This is a genomic window from Pseudomonas sp. BIGb0381 (assembly GCF_024809815.1).
In the GTDB taxonomy this organism is placed as follows: Bacteria; Pseudomonadota; Gammaproteobacteria; order Pseudomonadales; family Pseudomonadaceae; genus Aquipseudomonas.
In genome coordinates this window covers 625,120-645,433 of sequence record NZ_JANUEN010000001.1, presented here as the reverse complement: position 1 = coordinate 645,433, position 20,314 = coordinate 625,120, and the positions used below count along the sequence as shown (strand labels likewise).

The 20,314-nt window shown below is 60.5% G+C and carries 22 protein-coding genes; 5 read left to right on the top strand and 17 right to left on the bottom strand.

Annotated elements, in window-relative coordinates; translation table 11 throughout:
* Position 1: 1 nt before the first annotated feature.
* The gene (locus tag M2397_RS03190) at positions 2-1,102 is read right to left on the bottom strand and encodes an efflux RND transporter periplasmic adaptor subunit (RefSeq protein ID WP_259242285.1); all 1,101 of its coding nucleotides are present in this window, start codon (positions 1,100-1,102) and stop codon (positions 2-4) included.
* Positions 1,103-1,195: 93 nt separating this feature from the next.
* Here M2397_RS03190 and M2397_RS03185 point away from each other — a divergent pair, with 93 nt between their 5' ends.
* A complete protein-coding gene (locus M2397_RS03185) occupies positions 1,196-1,831 on the top strand; it encodes a TetR/AcrR family transcriptional regulator (RefSeq protein ID WP_131697274.1) in 636 nt (211 codons plus the stop codon).
* A 30-nt stretch (positions 1,832-1,861) separates the two neighbouring features.
* Here M2397_RS03185 and M2397_RS03180 read toward each other — a convergent pair whose 3' ends face one another.
* Positions 1,862-2,644: a class I SAM-dependent methyltransferase gene (locus tag M2397_RS03180; RefSeq protein WP_131697275.1), complete on the bottom strand. Its 783-nt coding sequence runs from the start codon at positions 2,642-2,644 to the stop codon at positions 1,862-1,864.
* 96 nt (positions 2,645-2,740) lie between these two features.
* Between M2397_RS03180 and M2397_RS03175 the strand changes: the two genes are divergently transcribed.
* A complete protein-coding gene (locus M2397_RS03175; RefSeq protein WP_131697276.1) occupies positions 2,741-3,361 on the top strand; it encodes an energy transducer TonB in 621 nt (206 codons plus the stop codon).
* Here M2397_RS03175 and M2397_RS03170 read toward each other — a convergent pair.
* From M2397_RS03170 to ppc, 7 genes are all read right to left on the bottom strand, one after another.
* Complete coding sequence (locus M2397_RS03170; protein ID WP_131697277.1) at positions 3,358-4,056, bottom strand: extensin family protein; 699 nt, start codon at positions 4,054-4,056, stop codon at positions 3,358-3,360. The two genes, M2397_RS03175 and M2397_RS03170, sit on opposite strands and share 4 nt — an antisense overlap.
* A 3-nt stretch (positions 4,057-4,059) precedes the next feature.
* Positions 4,060-4,887, bottom strand: a complete 828-nt coding sequence (locus tag M2397_RS03165; RefSeq protein WP_131697278.1) for an isocitrate lyase/phosphoenolpyruvate mutase family protein — start codon at positions 4,885-4,887, stop codon at positions 4,060-4,062.
* A 26-nt stretch (positions 4,888-4,913) separates the two neighbouring features.
* Positions 4,914-5,774, bottom strand: coding sequence for a DUF72 domain-containing protein (locus tag M2397_RS03160; RefSeq protein WP_131697279.1), 861 nt, complete (start codon positions 5,772-5,774; stop codon positions 4,914-4,916).
* Positions 5,774-6,064: a hypothetical protein gene (locus M2397_RS03155; protein ID WP_065926482.1), complete on the bottom strand. Its 291-nt coding sequence runs from the start codon at positions 6,062-6,064 to the stop codon at positions 5,774-5,776. The genes M2397_RS03160 and M2397_RS03155 overlap by 1 nt, the downstream gene beginning before the upstream one ends.
* Before the next feature lie 160 nt (positions 6,065-6,224).
* Positions 6,225-6,911, bottom strand: coding sequence for a tRNA (adenosine(37)-N6)-threonylcarbamoyltransferase complex dimerization subunit type 1 TsaB (tsaB, locus tag M2397_RS03150; RefSeq protein WP_131697280.1), 687 nt, complete (start codon positions 6,909-6,911; stop codon positions 6,225-6,227).
* Between the two features lie 89 nt (positions 6,912-7,000).
* Positions 7,001-7,648, bottom strand: coding sequence for an adenylate kinase (gene adk / locus M2397_RS03145; RefSeq protein ID WP_010212617.1), 648 nt, complete (start codon positions 7,646-7,648; stop codon positions 7,001-7,003).
* 296 nt (positions 7,649-7,944) lie between these two features.
* Positions 7,945-10,590, bottom strand: coding sequence for a phosphoenolpyruvate carboxylase (ppc, locus tag M2397_RS03140; RefSeq protein WP_131697281.1), 2,646 nt, complete (start codon positions 10,588-10,590; stop codon positions 7,945-7,947).
* A 183-nt stretch (positions 10,591-10,773) separates the two neighbouring features.
* Here ppc and M2397_RS03135 point away from each other — a divergent pair, with 183 nt between their 5' ends.
* The 3 genes from M2397_RS03135 to M2397_RS03125 all read left to right on the top strand — a co-directional run bounded on the left by M2397_RS03135 (position 10,774) and on the right by M2397_RS03125 (position 12,667).
* Positions 10,774-11,118 (top strand): hypothetical protein, encoded by a 345-nt coding sequence (locus M2397_RS03135; protein ID WP_027604509.1) that lies wholly within the window; start codon positions 10,774-10,776, stop codon positions 11,116-11,118.
* 297 nt (positions 11,119-11,415) lie between these two features.
* Positions 11,416-11,826 (top strand): DUF4398 domain-containing protein, encoded by a 411-nt coding sequence (locus tag M2397_RS03130; RefSeq protein WP_178116714.1) that lies wholly within the window; start codon positions 11,416-11,418, stop codon positions 11,824-11,826.
* 55 nt (positions 11,827-11,881) lie between these two features.
* A complete protein-coding gene (locus tag M2397_RS03125) occupies positions 11,882-12,667 on the top strand; it encodes an OmpA family protein (RefSeq protein WP_131697284.1) in 786 nt (261 codons plus the stop codon).
* A gap of 376 nt (positions 12,668-13,043) precedes the next feature.
* On the opposite strand, the gene M2397_RS03120 is transcribed toward M2397_RS03125, so the two are convergent.
* From M2397_RS03120 to prfB, 8 genes are all read right to left on the bottom strand, one after another.
* The gene (locus M2397_RS03120; RefSeq protein WP_184744486.1) at positions 13,044-13,472 is read right to left on the bottom strand and encodes a hypothetical protein; all 429 of its coding nucleotides are present in this window, start codon (positions 13,470-13,472) and stop codon (positions 13,044-13,046) included.
* Positions 13,473-13,566: 94 nt separating this feature from the next.
* A complete protein-coding gene (locus M2397_RS03115) occupies positions 13,567-13,893 on the bottom strand; it encodes a hypothetical protein (RefSeq protein WP_003172217.1) in 327 nt (108 codons plus the stop codon).
* A complete protein-coding gene (locus M2397_RS03110; protein ID WP_131697286.1) occupies positions 13,890-14,795 on the bottom strand; it encodes an alpha/beta hydrolase in 906 nt (301 codons plus the stop codon). The genes M2397_RS03115 and M2397_RS03110 overlap by 4 nt, the downstream gene beginning before the upstream one ends.
* A 27-nt stretch (positions 14,796-14,822) precedes the next feature.
* Positions 14,823-16,100, bottom strand: coding sequence for a flavohemoglobin expression-modulating QEGLA motif protein (locus tag M2397_RS03105; RefSeq protein ID WP_131697287.1), 1,278 nt, complete (start codon positions 16,098-16,100; stop codon positions 14,823-14,825).
* Between the two features lie 21 nt (positions 16,101-16,121).
* Complete coding sequence (locus M2397_RS03100; protein WP_259242284.1) at positions 16,122-16,670, bottom strand: hypothetical protein; 549 nt, start codon at positions 16,668-16,670, stop codon at positions 16,122-16,124.
* A gap of 14 nt (positions 16,671-16,684) precedes the next feature.
* The gene (locus M2397_RS03095) at positions 16,685-17,401 is read right to left on the bottom strand and encodes a TetR/AcrR family transcriptional regulator (protein WP_131697289.1); all 717 of its coding nucleotides are present in this window, start codon (positions 17,399-17,401) and stop codon (positions 16,685-16,687) included.
* Between the two features lie 151 nt (positions 17,402-17,552).
* The gene (lysS, locus tag M2397_RS03090; protein ID WP_131697290.1) at positions 17,553-19,055 is read right to left on the bottom strand and encodes a lysine--tRNA ligase; all 1,503 of its coding nucleotides are present in this window, start codon (positions 19,053-19,055) and stop codon (positions 17,553-17,555) included.
* 78 nt (positions 19,056-19,133) lie between these two features.
* A protein-coding gene (gene prfB, locus M2397_RS03085) for a peptide chain release factor 2 (protein WP_098465888.1) occupies positions 19,134-20,229 on the bottom strand; the annotation gives its coding sequence in 2 pieces (ribosomal slippage) (positions 19,134-20,156 and positions 20,158-20,229; 1,095 coding nt in all).
* Positions 20,230-20,314 lie beyond the last annotated feature (85 nt).

Sequence of the window (20,314 nt, the reverse complement as noted above, 5' to 3'; positions counted from 1 at the left end):
ACTACTCCTTGGCCGCCAGGTTCACTATACGGTTGGAGCCATCCACCGGGCGCACTTGCTGTCCCTCATGGAGTACATGTACGCCTGCTGCGACCACCCAGTCGGTGGGGGTCAAGCCTTCCAGCACTGGTACGGTTTTTTCGCCGAAGGCACCGATGCGTACCGGTGTGCGCTTGAGGGTGTTGTCCGGCTGTACACGCCAGACGTAGGACGCACCGTTCTCCGCACTCAGGGCAGACAGCGGCACCGACAGCGGAATAACTCCATCGGTCTGTATGAATACGCGAGCGCTTTGACCCAGTTCCGCCGGGACTTTGCCGCCGGTGAAGGCAACGCGAGCCGCGAAGGTGCGCGATTTTGGATCAGCCGCAGGCGACAGTTCACGAATGCGCCCGGTGAAACGCTGGTCCGGTTGGCTCCACAATTCCACGGCTACCGGCTGACCGATCTTGAAACGCCCAAACCCTTGCTCAGGCAGGCTGATGAGCACTTCACGCTCGCCATCGGTGGCCAGGGTGAACACGGTCTGGCCAGCGGACACCACTTGGCCGACTTCCACCGCGCGCTTGGCGACGACGCCATCCTGGGGGGCGCGCAGGACGGAGTAACCGGCCTGGTTACTGGCCACGTCGAACTCGGCCTTGATCTGCTTGAGACGCGCTTCGCCGGAACGGTAAAGGTTTTCGGAATTGTCGTACTGGGAACGGCTGACCATCTGACGGTCCATCAGGGTCTTGTAGCGATCACGCTCGGCGCGCACGAGGCTCAGGTTGGCCTCGGCAGCGGCCACCTGGGCACGGGCGGCCTCCAGTTGCAGGCGCACATCCTGAGGATCCAGTTCCGCCAGCGCCTGGTTGGCCTTGACCCGCTCGCCCTCCTCCACCAGACGCTTGCTGACTTTGCCGCCGATGCGAAAGGCCAGGTCCGGCTCATAACGAGCGCGTACTTCACCCGGGTAGCTGTCCGTCGCCTGAGCCGAGGGCTGCGGCTGCACCACCAGGGCCGGGCGGACGGTAGTCTGGATCGGGTCTTCATGGCCGCAAGCGGCCAACAGGACGACCAGGCAGACAGGCAACGCAAAGGGCAGGAAAGTGCTGCGCATGCTGAAGGACCTTTCGCAAATGAAGCTAGGAATAATTATACTGGCCGGTATGTTATTAATACCAAACTCACCAGTCCAGTATTAAAGGTGAAAATGTCCGACAATCGTGTAAACACCAATAGCCCTGGGCGTCCCAAGGACATGGCAAAACGCCAGGCTATCCTCTCGGCAGCGAAAACCCTGTTCTTGAGCAATGGCTACGCCAACACCAGCATGGATGCCGTGGCCCTTGAGGCCGGCGTGTCGAAACTGACCGTCTACAGTCACTTCACCGACAAAGAAACCTTGTTCACCGCCGCCGTGGTGGCCAAGTGCGAGGAACAGTTGCCGGTGATGTACTTCGAACTGCCCGAAGGCATGCCGGTGGAAACGGTATTGTTGAATATCGGGCGGGGGTTCCATCGGCTGATCAACAGTGAAGAGTCGGTGAACCTGCATCGCCTGATGATGACCACCGGCAATCAGGACGTGAAACTCTCCCAAATCTTCTTTGAAGCCGGACCCATGCGCATGCTCCAGGGCATGGAACGCCTGCTCGGCAAGATTGACCAGAGCGGCGCCCTGAGCATCGACAGACCGCTTACCGCGGCCGAGCACTTCTTCTGCCTGCTCAAGGGCACGGCGAACTTTTGCCTGCTTTATGGCTGTGGGGGGCGACTGAGTGAAGAAGCCGCCGAAGCCCATGTGCAGGAGGTGGTGGGGTTGTTTATGCGGGCCTATAGGCCTTGAGCGGGCTCGCTACAAGTTCTTGCGTACCTTTTAAGGCTTGAGTGCTTTCTTGGGATAAATGTCATACCGGCTGGACTTGCCATCCAGCGCATGGCTCGGCTTGGGCCCCTCGATGCAGGGCGCCTTGCGCGGGCGCTTCACCACCACGCGGTGACTGGCCAGGGCCAGGGCGGCGGCCAGCAAGGCCGGTGCGTCCGGGTCATCGCCCACCAGCGGGCGGAACAGGCGCATTTCTTTCTTCACCAGGGCGGTTTTCTCACGGTGAGGGAACATCGGGTCGAGGTAAATCACCTGGGGCGGCTCCCCTTGCCAATTGAGCATCACGTCAATGGAGTTGCCCTTGAGCAGCTTCATGCGCGCGACGATGGGCGCCACCTCAAAATCCTGCGCGCCGCGCGCCAGGCCATCTTCGAGCAAGGCACCGATCAGCGGTTGGCGCTCGATCAGGCTCATCTCGCAGCCCAGGCTGGCCAGCACGAACGCGTCCTTGCCCAGACCGGCCGTGGCATCCAATACACAAGGGCGCACGCCTTGGGCAATGCCCACGGCCTTGGCAATCATCTGCCCGCTGCCGCCACCATATAGCCGCCGGTGAGCCGCGCCGCCTTCGACAAAGTCCACCCGCACCGGACCCGGCGCGTCAGGCCCAAGCTGCTGCAGTTGCAGGCCGTGCTCCCCTACCTGCAGGGAAAAATCCGCCTCCGCGAGCTGTAAAGGCAAGCCGAGCTGTTCAGCCCACTGCTCGGCCCGGGCCTGGAAACCTTCGCCCAAGGCCTCGACCTGGATGCGGCTGGCCGCTGGTTGTTCGCTCATCAATCGCTACGCTCAAAAATATTAAGGATCGGCAAACAACGGCCGATAAAAATAACAGTCAGGTATTTTGCCAGAGCTGAGCGTCGACCGAGAAAAATGTCAGACATTCTCCCCCTAACCATCGGTGTACTGCCGACCCACAACCACTACGGCCTGCGCAATACTCAAGCGCTGGCCGGGGTGAGTCATGTGTGGCAGGACTTCTTCGCCCGGGCGCTGGCCGAGCAGCTCGGTGAAACGCCGGACGCGCTCGCCGCCAAGGCGCCGGCACCGGCGGACCCGGCAGTAGAGCCCAGCGCCGGCGCCGACCTGTTGTCGCAGATCCTCACCCAGCGTGAGTGCGACGTCAAAGACACCGAGATCGCCCCACCTGAGCCGCTGTTCCTGCCCATCGCCGAATTCGAAACCGAGTTGCTGCCACCAGCCGCCACGCCATTCCCGCAGGAAGAAATCGTCGCTCAACAACGCCAGCAGAATTTCGAAAGCACTTGGGTTCGCCCCATCGTCCTGACTGCCGGCCAGCCGCTGCCTGAGCCCGGCCCGGCGCCGGAACCACGCCCTCTGCACTTGCCGATTGCCGAGTTCGAACTGGACCTGTTGCCACCACCTGCCACGCCTTACCCAACCGAAGAACTGCTGGCACAACAAAAGGCGCTGGACTTCGATTACCACTGGGCACGCCCACTGATCACCCACAACCTGCGCCTGGCGGCCTAGCGACACACCCACCAACGGCCCATGTCCAGATGGAAATGGTTGCGGTGCGCGGCGTTGTAGTCCGGGCTCAACACCACATTGAAATCATCACAGGCGCCATCGCGCACCTGGCGCAGGAACCGCGCACTGTCACCCTCCCCCGACCAATCCTTGAGCACGCTGATACTGCGCCCGTCCGCCAGGCGAAACCCGGCGATATCCAAGGCATTGGCCGACGCATGCTGGCTGAGCCGCCCTTCGGCACGGTTATACATGTTGCGACAGGCAAAGCTGCCCAGGTGATCGACCCGCGTCACGGCTTGGCCGAACACCGCCTGGGCCGCCGGCTGCAGGCTATGACGCTCGAACAGCGCGAACGCCACGGCCAACGGACAGCTGGCCAGAAAGCTGCTGCTTAATGCCACGTCTGCCCCCTGCACGCGCAAGGTATTGCGCAGCGGACAGGCAGCGTCGGCGGGCGTGTCAGCCTGATGGCTGACACGCAGGCCAGCGGTTTTCAGCACCTGGTCGCACAGCGCGGGGTCGTCCTGCAGGCGTCCCAACTTGTAGCGGGTCAACAGGTTAGGGCTGGACCGTACATCCAGCGGCGACCAGGGGTTCCATTCAGCCGGCAATGGCAGCCAGCCACGCCATACACCCACGACAAATGCACCGCCGAGCACCAGCAGCGCACCCAGCACCCTGAAAAAACGCACGGCTCAGTCCTTGAAGAACTGATTTGCCTTGCTGAAGGGCATCGAGCGCTCGGTAAAGCTGAAGGTGCCCAGCTCATACACTTCCTGGGCCGCTCGGTAGAATTCACCATAGGCCGCCAGTGCCATGGCCGAGCCCACGCTGATGCGCTTTACCCCCATCGCGCTCAATTGCGCCACGCTGAGTTTCAGGCCGCCGGACATCAACACGTTCACCGGCTTTGGCGCCACAGCCTTGACCACCGCGAGCACGTCCTCGGCACTGCGCAGGCCCGGCGCATAGAGCACGTCGGCACCGGCTTCGGCGTAGGCCTGCAGGCGGCGAATGGTGTCGGGCAGATCCACGCGACCATGCAGGAGGTTTTCCGCGCGAGCGGTCAGTGTGAAGGGGAATGGCAAGCTGCGGGCAGCGGCCACGGCAGCTTCCACGCGCTCTACGGAGAGGTCGAAGGGATAGATTGGGTCGACGGCAATGCCGGTGGCATCCTCGATAGAGCCACCGACGATGCCGCTGCCGGCGGCACTCAGTATGGCCTGTGCACACCCTTCGGGGGTGTCGCTGAAACCGTTTTCCAGGTCGGCCGCCACCGGCAGCGCGGTAGCCTTGGCGATCATGGCGGCATTGCGCAAGGTGTCTTCCAGGGACAATGCCCCTTCCGCGTCCGGGCGCCCCAGGCTGAACGCATAACCTGCACTGGTCGTGGCCAGGGCTTCAAAGCCAAGGCTGGCGAGCATCACGGCAGAGCCCGCGTCCCATGGATTGGGCATCACGAAGGCGCGGTCGCGCTCATGCAAGGCCTTGAAGGTTTCGGCGCGAAGGGTTTGGGCATCCATGACTGACTCCTGGCGGGAAAAGAGCCCTAGAGTAACCCCAGTTGTTCCGCTTCGGGTTGCCGATCTAACGTCGGCAGTGCCGGAAGGCCGGGCAGGCGCACCATCAACTTGGCGTGGAAACGCAGGGCCAGTTGTGCGGCCAGGCGGTTGTCCGAGGTGTGCAGGAATACGTAGGGCGTACGGCCTTCTTCGATCCAACCAGCGATTTTTTCCACCCACGGGACCAGGAACGGGTCATTGGCCTCAAGCTCCGGATGACCGATAAAACGCACTTGGGGGAACTGGGTCAGCGCTGCCGGACGGGGCGGCACCTTGGGCTTTTTCGATTGTGCATGCAGCACCGCCGCCGAAGTTGACGTGCAACTGAACAACGCGCGCGGATCGAGACAGATGCGCTCGACACCTCGATCACGCAGCAAGCGGTTGAGCGTACGTTCGGCATCCCCCCTGGCGAAGAACTCAGGGTGGCGTACTTCCACCGCCATCGGGCGTTCCAGGCCATCAATAAAGCCGGCCAGTTCAGCCAGGCGTTGCGGCGAAAAACTCGCCGACAGTTGCAGCCATAGCGGTGAAACACGTTCACCGAGCGGGCTCATCAAACCGACAAAACTTTCCGCTGCCGGCAATTGCTCACGCAAGTCACCACCGTGACTGATGTCACCGGGGAACTTGGCTGTGAAGCGAAAATCTTCGGGCATGATGTCGGCCCAGCGCTGCACGGTAGCGGCCGAGGGCCGAGCGTAGAACGTGGTATTGCCTTCAACGGCGTTGAAGACCTGGGAATAAAGGGCAAGGTAATCGCCGGAGCGGGCGTCGACTGGATACAGGTACTCGCGCCAGGCGTTTTCACTCCAGGACGGGCAGCCGAGGTAGTAAGGCAAACGCATCAGATGTGGATGTCGAGACCCAGCACTTCCATATCCCATTCGACAAATCCGGCGGTGGTCAGGTAGCTGGCCAAGGCAGTGGCAACGCTTTTGCTCATGGAGCGCGGGAAGACCATGTCTTGCTGGCGGGCGGGAACGCCGCTGATGCGGGCTTGTGAACTGGCCTGCGCATCGGATTGGACCTCGATGAAATCCGGCGAATCCTCGACGGAGTCGTCCACCGTAGCGTTTGCCTTACGCGGCTTGCGCTTGATTGGGTACGACTGTGAGGAAAATCCATCAATACGCATAGGCGCGAACTCGCTATCAGTAATGGCATTTTGGCAGCACTGTCCGTCGCGCGCAAATGCTCTGGTGATAACTAGAACACATAATTTGAAAAAGGTTTAAAAACGAGGGCAAATTCTGACGATTGGCGGCTTTTGCCTCAAATTGCCATCATTTTTGGCGTCAACTAATCCCTCTTTCCGCCTTGGTCTGCGCCACTTTATCGCGCAAGTAAACCGGTGCAGCCTGATCCGCAGGAATCGCCTCGCCACGTTCGAACGCAAAGCGCGCCAGGGTCAGCAGATCCTCGGCGTGAGGCAACAGGGTGGCGTCCTGGCCAGCAGGTTGAACGCCGATACGCTCGCCATAACCCCAGCCGGTGCCAGCGCCGAACCAGTCACCGCTGGCATCGGCGGGCAATACCGCCGATTCCGGTGGCTGCACGGCTTCCACGCCGACAAGGCGCATTTCGCCAGCCGTTTCGCGGTAGCAGCCCCAATACACTTCGTCCATACGTGCATCGATAGCCGCCGCCACCTGCCGGGCCCCCTGTTCGCGCAAGGCACGCTGAGCCAGTACGGCAAGGTTGGAGACCGGCAGCACCGGGCGCTCCAACGCAAAGGCCAAGCCCTGAACCACACCAATGGCGATACGCACACCAGTAAACGCCCCCGGGCCGCGGCCAAAGGCAATGGCGTCCACGGCAGACAGCGTGATGCCAGCGTCTTCGAGCAACTGCTTGATCATCGGCAACAGCTTCTGCGCGTGCAGGCGCGGGATCACCTCGTAGTGGCTTGTGACTTTGCCATCATGCAGCAAGGCAACGGAGCAAGCTTCAGTCGCGGTGTCCAGGGCCAGCAGGGTGCTCATCGGTGTGGGTGTCCAAGTCGAAAAAAAGTGCGCCAGTATAAACAACAACGGCCCGCAAGCGGGCCGTTGTGTATCGAGCCGATGAAGGATCAGCTCAGTGCTTGCAGCACCTTGGCGGTGATGGCTTCCACCGAGCCGACGCCAGGGATATGGCTGTACTTCGGCTTGCCCTGGGCTGCGGACAGCTTCTGGTAGAAATCCACCAGCGGCTTGGTCTGGGAATGGTAGACCGACAGGCGATGACGCACGGTTTCTTCGGTGTCGTCTTTACGCTGCACCAGGTCTTCACCGGTGACATCGTCCTTGCCTTCGACTTTAGGCGGGTTGTAGACGGTGTGGTAGACGCGGCCAGAGGCTTCGTGAACGCGACGACCGGCAATACGCTGGACGATTTCTTCATCCTCAACCGCGATTTCGACCACGGCGTCCAGCTCGACGCCGGCTTTCACCAGGGCTTCAGCCTGGGGAATGGTGCGTGGGAAGCCGTCGAACAGGAAACCGTTCTTGCAGTCTTCCTGGCTGATGCGTTCCTTGACCAGGTTGATGATCAGGTCATCGGAGACCAGGCCGCCACTGTCCATCACGCTCTTGGCGATCAGGCCCAGCTCGGTGCCGGCCTTGACGGCTGCGCGCAGCATGTCACCGGTGGAGATTTGTGGAATGCCGAATTTTTCAGTGATGAACTTTGCCTGAGTACCTTTACCGGCCCCGGGAGCTCCCAGCAGAATGACGCGCATCGATGTGCTCCTCAATTTTTTATAGAGATGACGCTCGGATTCGCCGCGTGGGGCCAATCTCGTAAAAATATGTGGCTCATAAAAATATGGGCCCAAGCCGCCCAAACGGCCAAAGGCTGATCAAGATACACAGCAGGCCCTAACCACACAAGCCGCCAAAAGTCGCAGGAACCCGCGCCACGCGTACGTCATAGGTAGGGTGTGCCTGAGTGCAACCAGCGCTGTAAACGCCGACCACCCCTTTCAGGGCGGCCGTCGTGGTTTATTCGCAAGCCTTTGAGAACACGCAAAAAACCTCAGCCGGTGTTGCGCAGGCCGGCCGCAATACCGGCCACGGACACCAGCAGCGCCTGTTCCAGAGGGCTGTCTTGCGCGGCTTCCTGGCGACGCGAGCGCGCCAGCAACTCGGCCTGCAACAGGTGCAGGGGGTCAAGATAGGTGTTACGCAGGCGGATGAACTCCAGGGTGTCAGGACTATGGGCCAGCAGTTGCGACTGGCCGGTCAGGCCAAGCACCACGCCGCATGCCTGCGACAATAGGTCGCGTAAGTGCGCCCCCAATGGCAACAGGTCCGGCTGCACCAGGCGCTCGTCATACAGGCGCGCAATATCGGCGTCGGCCTTGGCCAGGACCATTTCCAGCATATCGATGCGGGTGCGGAAGAACGGCCACTGTTCGCGCATCTGCCCCAGCAGTTCGCCTTCGCCGCGTTCCAGGGCCTTGCTCAACGCAGCTTCCCAACCCAGCCAGGCCGGCAGCATCAGGCGAGTCTGGGTCCAGCCGAAGATCCACGGAATGGCGCGCAGGCTTTCTATACCACCGGCACGCCGCTTGGCCGGGCGACTGCCCAAGGGTAGACGGCCCAGCTCCTGCTCGGGGGTGGACTGGCGAAAATACTCGACGAATTGCGGATTTTCCCGCACCACTGCGCGGTAAGCGCTGACACCGTCGGCCGCCAACTCATCCATCAAATGCCGCCACGCCGGCTCCGGTGGCGGCGGTGGCAGCAACGTCGCTTCCAACACGGCAGCCAAATAGAGATTGAGGTTCTGTTCAGCAATGTCCGGCAAGCCGAATTTGAAGCGAATCATCTCGCCTTGCTCGGTGGTACGGAAACGCCCCGCCACCGAACCCGGCGGTTGCGACAGGATCGCCGCATGGGCCGGGCCGCCGCCACGCCCGACGGTCCCACCACGGCCATGGAACAGCAGCAATTCCACCTGTTGCTCCCGGCAAATATCCACCAACCGCTCCTGGGCGCGGTACTGCGCCCAGGCGGCGGCGGTGGTGCCGGCGTCCTTGGCCGAGTCGGAATAGCCGATCATCACTTCCTGCGGGCCCTGCAAGCGCGCACGGTAGCCCGGCAGCAGCAACAGTTGCTCGATCACGGGACCGGCGTTATCCAGGTCGGCCAAGGTTTCGAACAGCGGTACCACACGCATCGGCCGTTGAACGCCCGACTCTTTAAGCAGCAGCTGCACCGCCAATACATCCGAGGCGGCACCGGCCATGGAGATGACATACGAGCCTAACGATGCGGCAGGTGCGGCGGCCACTTCCTTGCAGGTGTTGAGCACTTCGGCCGTATCCGCCGACGGCTTGAAATAGCCCGGCAACAGCGGTCGACGGTTGGCCAGCTCCTTCATCAGGAAGCTGATGCGCATGTCTTCGTTCCAGTCTTCGTACCGGCCCAGGCCCAGATAATCGGTGATTTCGGTCATGGCCGCCGAATGGCGACTGGAGTCCTGCCGTACATCCAGGCGCACCAGGAACAGACCAAAGGTTACGGCCCGGCGCAGGCAATCGAGCAGCGGGCCGTCGGCGATCACGCCCATGCCGCATTCGTGCAGCGACTGATAGCAAAGCTCCAGTGGCTCGAGCAGGTCGCGGTTGTTCTGCAAGACCTCGGCAGGCGCCGGCGTGCTGCTGCTCAACGCGGTATGGGCCCATTGGCGCGTGGCGCGCAGGCGTTCGCGCAGCTGCTTGAGCAGGGCACGATAGGGTTCGACGCTGTCGCCGACCTTGGCCTGCAACGCCGGGCTGGCCTTTTGCATCGACAGCTCGGAGGCCAGGTGGTCGATATCGCGCAGGTACAGGTCGGCAGCCATCCAGCGCGCCAGCAGCAACACCTCGCGGGTGACCGGCGCGGTGACATTCGGGTTGCCGTCACGGTCGCCGCCCATCCACGACGCAAAGCGGATCGGCGCGGCTTCCAGGGGCAAACGCAGGCCCGTCGCAGTGTGTAATGCCTGGTCGGCCTTGCGCAGATAATTGGGGATGGCGTGCCACAACGAATGCTCGATCACCGCGAAGCCCCACTTGGCTTCATCCACCGGGGTAGGCCGGGTGCGACGGATTTCTTCGGTATGCCAGGCTTCAGCGATCAAGCGTTGCAGGCGCTGGCGGATCTGCTCGCGCTCAGCGGTGGTGAGGTCACGGTGATCCTGCAGCGCCAGTTGTGCGGCGATAGCGTCGTATTTCTGGATCAGGGTGCGACGCGCCACTTCGGTGGGGTGGGCGGTGAGGACCAGTTCGATTTCCAGGCGGCCCAACTGACGGGCCAGGGACTCGTTGCTGTGGCCTTCGCCTTGCAGACGGGCCAGCAACTCCGGCAAAACACGGGACTCGAACGGTGCCGGTTGCGACTCATCGCGCCGGTGAATCAACTGGTACTGCTCGGCGATATTGGCCAGGTTAAGGAACTGGTTGAAGGCCCGGGCCACGGGCAGCAGTTCGTCTTCCTGCAATTGATTGAGGCTGGCGCTCAGTTCATCACCAGCGGCTTTGTCCGGGGCGGCTCCGCGGCGGTCGGCCTTGGCCCCTTTGCGGATCTGCTCGATCTTGTCGAGGAAATCATCGCCGTACTGCTCTCGAATGGTGTTGCCCAACAGCTCACCCAGGAGGTGAACATCCTCACGCAAGCGTGCATCGATATCACTCATCAGCCAATCTCCAGCCAGAAATCCGGGACGCGCAGGTCTGCCAGAGTGCCGCCAGCATCGTTTTATGACAAGACTTTAAACCTTGTGACTTGCAGCTAGTCTCAACTGTGAGTCGCCGCGTTATCCAGGCGAGCGACTGGTCACTCATCACCGCCTGCCATCGCGGGTTCTATTGAGGTTGCCATGAAAATTCGAGAACTGGCCCAGCATTGGGAAGAGAACGCCAAGGGTCGCTTGACCAAGACCGAGTACGCCATCCATCTGGATGTAGAGGCCGCTGCGCGGTTGGCGGCCATTGCCGAGATGTACCCCAAGCGCCACACCGAAGAACTGCTCGGCGAACTGATCGGGGCGGCCCTGGAAGAGCTGGAAGCCAGCTTTCCGTACATCAAGGGGCAGCAGGTGATTGCCACCGATGAGGAGGGTGACCCGCTGTACGAGGACGTCGGGCCTACGCCGCGGTTCCTGACCTTGTCCCGTCGCTATCTGCATGATTTGTCTGCCAGTGCCGACGACCAAAAGCACTGACGGACTCGATTGACACCCATCTGCCCCCCGTATTCCGGGCCTCTGGCGAGGCTCGGAGTACCCCTGCACGTGGCAAAAGTTCCAATTTTTTACCCTGACCAATCAGTCAGATATTTTTTTAGGCAAATCGCCATCTCTTCTGAACTTTTGAAAAAAGCCTCCGGTCACAGCCAGTAAGCCATCACTTGGAACGGCCGTTTGAAAGGGCCCGTCGTGCTTTACCGCCGCGCCCCAGCCGCTCACCGACTGAGATGGATTTTGATGTTTTTCAGGAGTTATCCAATGGAGTTGAAGACGATGAAGACCAGCACTGCCAAATCCACGTTTAACCACCTGCGCGGGCTTAAATTGGCCGCGCTGGCAATCGGCACCAGCTTCGTTTTGGCTGGCTGCGCCGGCAACCCGCCTACCGAGCAATACGCGGTGACTCAATCTGCGGTCAACAGCGCAGTCAGCGCGGGCGGTACCGAGTACGCGGCCGTAGAAATGAAGTCGGCCCAGGACAAGCTCAAGCAAGCCGAAATCGCCATGCACGACAAGAACTATGACGAGGCGCGTCGCCTGGCCGAACAAGCCGAATGGGATGCTCGCGTTGCAGAGCGCAAGTCCCAGGCCGCCAAGGCCGAACAGGCTGTGAAGGATTCCCAGAAAGCTGTTCAGGAGCTGCGTCAGGAAGGTATGCGCCCGGCTGCTATCCAGCAGCAATAAACCGCCGCGCCTGATTGCACTGCACCCGATATCGAATTGAAAGGACGACACGACTATGCGTAAACAATTGATGATCCCTGCCCTGCTGGCGATGAGCGTTGCCCTGGCGGCCTGCTCCACCCCGCCCAACGCGAACCTGGAAAACGCACGGACCAACTTCTCGTCCCTGCAAACCAACCCGCAAGCCACCAAGCTTGCCGCGCTGGAAACCAAGGACGCCAGCGAATGGCTGGACAAGGCCGACAAGGCTTACCGCGACAAGGAAGACCAGAAGAAAGTTGACCAACTGGCCTACCTGACCAACCAGCGTGTTGAAGTGGCCAAAGACACCATCGTGCTGCGCGAATCCGAAGCCAAGCTGAAAAACGCCGGCGACGAACGTGCCCGTGCACTGCTTGAAGCCCGTGATGCGCAGATCAAGCAGTTGCAGGACAGCTTGAATGCCAAGCAAACCGAACGCGGTACGCTGGTGACGTTCGGCGACGTGCTGTTCGCTACCAACAAGTCCGACCTGAAATCCAGCGGCCTGGTTAACATCACCAAGCTTGCGCAGTTCCTGCGTGACAATCCGGATCGTAAGGTGATCGTCGAAGGCTACACCGACAGCACCGGTTCCGATTCGTACAACCAGAGCCTGTCGGAGCGCCGCGCGGCATCGGTACAACGCGCACTGGCTCAGCAAGGCGTGGATATTTCGCGCATCGTGACCCAGGGTTATGGCAAGGAATACCCGGTTGCCGATAACGGCAGCGTCTCGGGCCGTGCCATGAACCGCCGTGTTGAAGTGACCATCTCCAACGACAACCAGCCCGTCAAGCCACGTTCGTCCATGGCGAACTGATTGATTGATGCTGGATAAAAAAACCCACCTCACGGTGGGTTTTTTTTCGGTTCGCCGAACTGGATAGAACGGTGCGTGTCCTCCGCTGGCAGCTCAATTTTTGGTTTACGCTCCTGTTGGGCCCGCCGTTCCAGATCCCCATGACACCTGCACATATTCAGCAGATTGCGAAATGCCTGACTTTCAGAACTTGCCGGATGTACAGGAGGTAAAGGATTTGCAATTGTCGCCACTTTCTCGGCCCTGATCTGTGTAAGTTACCCCGCTTTCTGTGGCTTCTTACGCGACATGGTTCCAAATAAACCCGTCGCCGACTGATCGTCCCATGCACTATAAAAAAACCGCCTATGACCGGCGGGTTTTCTCAGGCGGCCAATCAGCTGCCAACCCTGCCTGACCCCTGGTAGTCCGGCGTCTGGATTTGCGCACCGCTCTGTGCGCCATCTTGACTGCCTTGCTGACTCTGACCGTCTTGCGCACCCTGACCGGACTGTGCACCTTGGTTCGTTTGTGCAAGCAGTTTTTCCAGCTTCTTCAACAGTTCCTCAAGGCTTTCTTCACCTCCGGCACCGCCGCTACCCTGCCCACCTTGGGAACCTTGCGACTGCTGTTGCTTAATTTTACTTTGTAAGTCCTGAATCTGCTGTTCAAGGCCGCCTTGAGCCCCGCCGCCAGCGTTACCAATATTGCCCACACTCCCAGCACCCGATACTCCGTTGATACCTGCCATAAACATCGACTCCACATTAACTAATAAAAAGGACCGATCAGTAATACCAATCAGCCCATAATCTGTGGTTGGCAAATTGAGATGGTTCCAGTCTTATGAGGATCGCAGGTGCATCGAAGGACTAATCGCCAGGTTTCATCGCGTTTTCCCACGGCGGTGATGCGATAGCTTACTGCTGCAATTGCGGCGTTTCCTGCCCCATGCAACGCACAGCCTGCTTCTTGTTGTTTACCAGCACACCACTCAGGCCTTTCTGCTCGGTGTCGAACATTACCAGTACACCATCAACACACTGCGCCACTTGCGCGGCCGGGGTAAGGGAGATCTTGTAATCCTCACCAGGCACAGTCTTGAGCATGGTGAAGTCACTGAGCAGCAGAGCATCTTCCGGCTTGGCGAAGTGCAGGTAGCCGTAGTACCACAGACAACCGACAGTACCGATGATGGTGCCGATGCCGGTGAGGATCAGCGGGATCATGTTGCGTTCTTCGCTCATTGCGGGCTCTCTGATGGGTCAACTTTAGGAGTCGGATAGTTCGGAATTTCGCCCAGGCGGCGCAGGCCGTTAAAGTGCTGCGGGTCATCCAGATAACGCAGCATCACGGTTTGCCAGGTTTTGTCGGCAAAGGTTTGCACATGGCCACCTCGGGTCAACTGCAACACTCGTGGCGGTGGCGCGGCCTGATACAGGCGGATACCGTTGGCCACGGGCACGACCGGGTCATCCAGACTGTGGAACAGCAATTTCGGCACGCCGGTCAGCTGCGGCATGGCGTTGATCGCGCTGTCGGCGTCGGGCACCAACCAAGACAAAGGCACCTGGAATGGCCATGTTAACCAGGAGGTGCTCAGGGCGAATTGTCCTACGTCACGATAACTGGCGGGCACACCGTCCAGTACCAGGGCTTTGAGTTGGGACTGACGCTGTGGGTGTTCCGCCAGGTAATGCACCGCCAGCGCGCCGCCGAGGCTTTGGCCGAGGACGATCAACGGTTGGCCCTTGGTTTCGGGGGCCTTGTCGAGCCAACTGAAAGCCGCATCCACATCCTGATAAATCGCCGGCAATGAGGGCTTGCCTTCCGACAGCCCATAACCGCGATAGTCCAGCAGCAGGACCTGGTAACCTTGCTCCGGCAACCACCAACTGCCCCCCAGGTGCCAGGCCAGGTTGCCGCCGTTGCCGTGCAGGTGCAGTACCGTACCTTTGACGGGCACTCCGGCCTTCGCCGGCAGCCACCATGCATGCAGCTTCACACCGTCGGCGGTGGTGAGGGTGACATCGCGGTATTGCAAGTGCGCTTTTTCGGGCGTGAACGGCAGGCCGGGTTCGGGGTAGAACAGCAACGAGCTGCAACCGTTCAATGTGAGTAGCAGGCATAGAATGCCGAGGATTCTCATCCGTTGAAGCCTCGTGAATAACAGCGTTTAAAGGATATTGGAGTAATCCGCCTCGATCCGGTCCAGGCTCAAGTGGTTGAGGAAGTTGGAGAAGCACATCCATGCCGCCAGTGCGTTCATGTCGCGGAACTGTTCGGGCAGGTACTTGGGTGGCACCACCAGGCCTTCGTCGACCAGTTGGCGCAAGGTGCGCATGTCTTCCAGGGTGGTCTTGCCGCAGAACAGCAGCGGCACTTGCTCCAGCTTGCCTTTGCGCACGGCCAGCTGGATGTAGTTGTAAACCATGATAAAGCCCTTGAGGTAGGACAAATCCTTGGTAAACGGCAGGCCGTCCGGCACCGAGCCACGGAATACCCGGCTGGCATTGCCATAGCTTTCGGCCATTTCAAAGCCTTGTTCGCGGAAGAACTCGAACACCTGCAGGAAGTCGGCGCCCTCTTCCACCATGTGGATGGCACGGGTGCGGTTGGTCAGTTTGCGCAAGCGGCTCGGGTAGGAGGCGAACGTGATGATCTCCATCAGGATCGCCAAGCCTTCCTGGGTCACGGTGGACGACGGAGGGCCCTTGGACAGGAACGTGCAGATCGGCTGGTTCTGACCGTTGAGCGTGGTACCTACATGCACCAGGCCTTCGTGGACTTCCAGTGCTCGCACATCGCGGTCGTTGAACATCGCGTCGGCGCGGATCTTGATGTAGTCGGCGCCCGCTGCGGCATCGGCGACGATGCCGTCGGACTCAAACACCCGAATGGTCTCTTCCGCCTCGCCAAACACCTTGTTCAGGCGGGTTTGCAGCAGGGCCACGGCGTCCTTGGCGGTAAGGGTCTTGGCTTCGTCCTTGAGGTCGCCACGGCCGTCGATATTGTTCAGGTAGTCGGAGAGCATCAGGCCCAGGTCAGCCAGGGTCGGGTCGCCGGCGTGGAAGGCATCGGAAGCCGCGCCGTACAGTTCCTGGGAAATCAGGCCGAAGTCCTCGGTGCCGCGGGCTTCGAGCATCCGCACCACCATGCGGTATTCACGGCACATGCGACGCATGATCTGCCCCACCGGGCTGAACTGGCCGAGACGGCGAGTGATGTCGCGTTCGATGTTCTGGAATTCCAGCTTCACAGCACTGGAGTCGAACGACAGCGGCCGGTTCAGGTAATAGTCGCGGTCCACGGCCGGCATTGCCTTGCCCTTGGCCTTGAGGAACCCCTGGCGAATGTTGTCGTCCCACTTCACAGCGTCGAGGACGCGAATCGGTGTTTGCGCCAGCACAATGCGATCGGACAAGGTGCGTATCGTCTGCTGGTAATCGTCCACCCGGTGCTTCCTCTTTAAACGTTATTTGCCCGCACGCCGGTAGCGCACGGCTTCAACGAACACATCGGCATTGGCCGGATCATCCAGATAGGCAAACACCTGGCTCATGGAACTGTCGACCAGTACCCCGGTGCCTTCGACGGTATCCACGCTGCTGCCCTGCAACACCTGTTGCCCGATGGCCTGGTGAATCTGTTCGAGGTCGAGGTTATAGACCACCAATTCGTGCTTATCGTCGAACTCGAACCCCGCCAGGAAGTAATGCCCTCCGAACCGGGCCGGCAACGGTGCCGACAGGTACCAGCGGCTGCCATGACGCGAAACCGTAAACAGGTACTCATCGCGCTGGGCCGGCGTGGCTTTAGGGTAGCTCACCGCCTTATAGCGGTGCTCACCGATACGGCTGATGTGCAGGTTGAGCGGTTCGCCCCAGGCATTCCTGCTGGTCCAATGGCCCAGCAATTCATCCGGCGCCGCCTCATGGGCGGGCAACGGGTCCTTGAACGTTACCAGGCAACCGCTGAGCAACAGGAACGACAAGGCGATTATCGCCACACGCCAGGTTTTCATTGGACTCCCCGGTGTCAGACCGAGGCCAACACCAAATGCATGTAACGCTTGAGGATCTCAAGCATCTCTTCACCGGTCAGAGGCTCTGCGCCGCCCAGCAGGCCCTGATATTCCATCCGACTGATAATCGCCGTCAACACCTTGGCGTCCTGTTGCGGCTCGCGGGAGCCCAATACTTGGAAAAACTGTCCCGTGCCCTGCAACAGAATCTGCTGGTGGGAACGCACCAATTGCGCCAGGCGCGGGTTGAGCAAGGCTTCCTGGCGAAAGGCCTGCTCGGCCATCAGGTGTTCGCGGCGGTTGGTCAGTTGGCGCAGCACATAGTCGGCGGTCAACCGCGCGATGTCATCGGCCAGTTGCGAACGCGATTCCGGGCTGCCATCGCCATAGGCGACCATCTCACGCAGCAAGCCTTCGTTACGCACCCATAGCTTGCCCATGAACGCAGCGCTGCGCTCGACGTACTGGGCGAACGTGTCGGTGAGCAAATCGTCGATATCTTTGAAGTAATAGGTGGTAGCCGACAACGGCACGCCGGCCTCGGCCGCCACGGCCCGATGGCGCACGGCCCGCACGCCATCGCGCACCACAATGCGCATGGCCGCATCGAGAATGTCTTGCCTGCGTTGCTCGCTGCCCCGACGGCTGGCCTTACGGCCCTGGTACTGGACGCTTTCAGCCACGGCAGCGGCAATGCCGGCGGCGCCTTCTTGAGCGGTTACGCGGTTCACGACGGATCTTCCTTATCAGGTGACGCGGGGCGTCACGGTGTGCATTCCCACGCAGAGCGCGGGAACGATCCCATGGCGCTGTTTGTTTGACGCTTATTAATGCCACATAAAAAAGCCGCCTTATAAAAGGCGGCTTCGGATTTCGCTACGCTTACGCTTGTGGCCGCATGTGCGGGAACAAGATCACATCGCGGATCGACGGCGAATTGGTCAACAACATCACCAGGCGGTCGATGCCGATACCTTCACCGGCCGTTGGCGGCATGCCGTATTCCAGGGCACGTACGAAGTCGGCATCGTAGTGCATGGCTTCGTCGTCGCCGGCGTCCTTGTCGGCCACCTGGGCCATGAAGCGCTCGGCCTGGTCTTCCGCGTCGTTAAGCTCGGAGTAGGCGTTGGCGATTTCGCGGCCACCGATGAACAGCTCGAAACGGTCGGTGACGTTCGGGTTGTCGTCGTTACGACGGGCCAGAGGCGACACTTCGAACGGGTACTGGGTAATGAAGTGCGGCTGTTCCAGCTTGTGCTCCACCAGCTCTTCGAAAATCATCACCTGCAGTTTGCCCAGGCCTTCGAAGCCCAGCACCTTGGCACCGGCTTTCTTGGCGATGGCGCGTGCCTTGTCGATGTCATTGAGGTCGTCGGCGGTCAGTTCAGGGTTGTACTTGAGGATCGAGTCGAACACCGACAGGCGCACGAACGGCTCGCCGAAGTGGAACACCTTGTCACCGTACGGCACGTCAGTGCTGCCCAGGACCAGTTGCGCCAGTTCGCGGAACAGTTCTTCGGTCAGGTCCATGTTGTCTTCGTAGTCGGCGTAGGCCTGGTAGAACTCCAACATGGTGAATTCCGGGTTGTGACGGGTCGAGACGCCTTCGTTACGGAAGTTGCGGTTGATCTCGAACACCTTCTCAAAGCCGCCGACAACAAGACGCTTGAGGTACAGCTCAGGCGCGATACGCAGGAACATTTCCAGGTCCAGTGCGTTGTGGTGGGTTTCGAACGGCTTGGCTGCAGCACCACCCGGGATGGTCTGCAGCATCGGGGTTTCCACTTCCAGGAAGTCACGCTGCATCAGGAAGCTGCGGATGTGCGCGATGACTTGCGAACGCACGCGGAACGTCTGGCGCACCTCTTCGTTGACGATCAGGTCGACATAACGCTGGCGGTAGCGCTGCTCGGTATCGGTCAGGCCGTGGTGCTTGTCCGGCAGCGGGCGCAGGGACTTGGTCAGCAGACGCACACTGGTCATTTCCACGTACAGGTCGCCCTTGCCGGAACGGGCCAGGGTACCTTCGGCGGCGATGATGTCGCCCATGTCCCAGGTTTTCACCGAGGCCAGTGTTTCTTCAGGCAAGGTCTTGCGGTTGACGTAGACCTGGATACGCCCGGTCATGTCCTGGATCACCATGAACGAGCCACGGTTGAGCATGATGCGACCTGCTACCTTGACCGGGATCGCAGCCTCTGCCAGCTCTTCCTTGGTCTTGTCCGCGTACTGCTTCTGCAAGGCATCGCAGTAGTTTTCGCGGCGGAAGTCGTTGGGGAAGGCATTGCCCTTGGCGCGCTCGGCAGCCAGCTTTTCCTTGCGCAGGGCGATCAGGGAGTTTTCTTCCTGTTGCAGGACTTGCGGGTCGAGTTGTTGGTCGCTCATGTCTTTAAATTTTCCATCAGGTTCGTTGTCCCAGGCGTAGGCCGGGGATCGCCGGCATGCCGGCTCCTACAATCTTTATTACAAGCCGGACTTCAGGCTGGCTTCCAGGTATTCGTCGATGTCACCGTCGAGTACCTTGTCGCAGTCGCTGCGTTCGATGTTAGTGCGCAGATCCTTGATCCGCGACGCATCGAGCACATAAGAGCGGATCTGGTGACCCCAGCCGATATCCGACTTGGTGTCTTCCAGCGCCTGGGAAGCCGCGTTGCGTTTCTGCATTTCCTGCTCGTACAACTTGGCCCGCAGCATTTTCATGGCGGTGTCCTTGTTCGCGTGCTGGGAACGTTCGTTCTGGCAGCTCACCACGGTGTTGGTCGGTACGTGGGTAATACGGACGGCCGAGTCGGTGGTGTTTACGTGCTGGCCACCGGCACCGGAGGAGCGGTAGGTGTCGATCCGCAGGTCGGCCGGGTTGATCTCGATTTCCACCTTGTCATCGATCTCGGGGGAGACGAACACCGCAGAGAACGAGGTGTGACGACGGTTGCCGGAGTCGAACGGGCTCTTGCGCACCAGGCGGTGCACGCCGATCTCGGTACGCAGCCAGCCAAAGGCGTATTCACCCTTGATGTGCACGGTCGCGCCCTTGATGCCGGCGACTTCACCGGCCGACAGTTCCATGATGGTGGCGTCGAAACCGCGTTTGTCGGCCCAGCGCAGGTACATGCGCAGCAGGATGTTGGCCCAGTCCTGGGCTTCGGTGCCGCCGGAACCGGCCTGGATGTCCAGGTAGGCGTTGTTCGGGTCCATTTCGTGGCTGAACATGCGGCGGAATTCAAGCTTGGCGAGGTTTTCCTCGAGACGGGCCAGCTCGGCGACGACATCGCCCACTGCGCCTTCGTCGTTTTCTTCGACGGCCATGTCCAGCAGGTCGCGGCAGTCGGCCAGGCCGGTGTTCAGCTCGTCGAGGGTGTCGACGATCTGCGCCAGCGCAGCGCGCTCGCGCCCCAGTTCCTGGGCGTATTCAGGTTTGTTCCAGACACTCGGATCTTCAAGCTCGCGATTGACTTCGGTCAGACGCTCATGCTTTTGATCGTAGTCAAAGATACCCCCGAATAGTTTCGGAGCGCTCGGACAGGTCCTTGATGGTGTTAAGGATCGGGTTGATTTCCATGGCGGGCAGCACTCGTTGGCGAACTTTTGAAAGCCGGCGAGTATAACGGCAAACGGGGGGGAGCGGCAGCCCGCCTGGCGAAAAG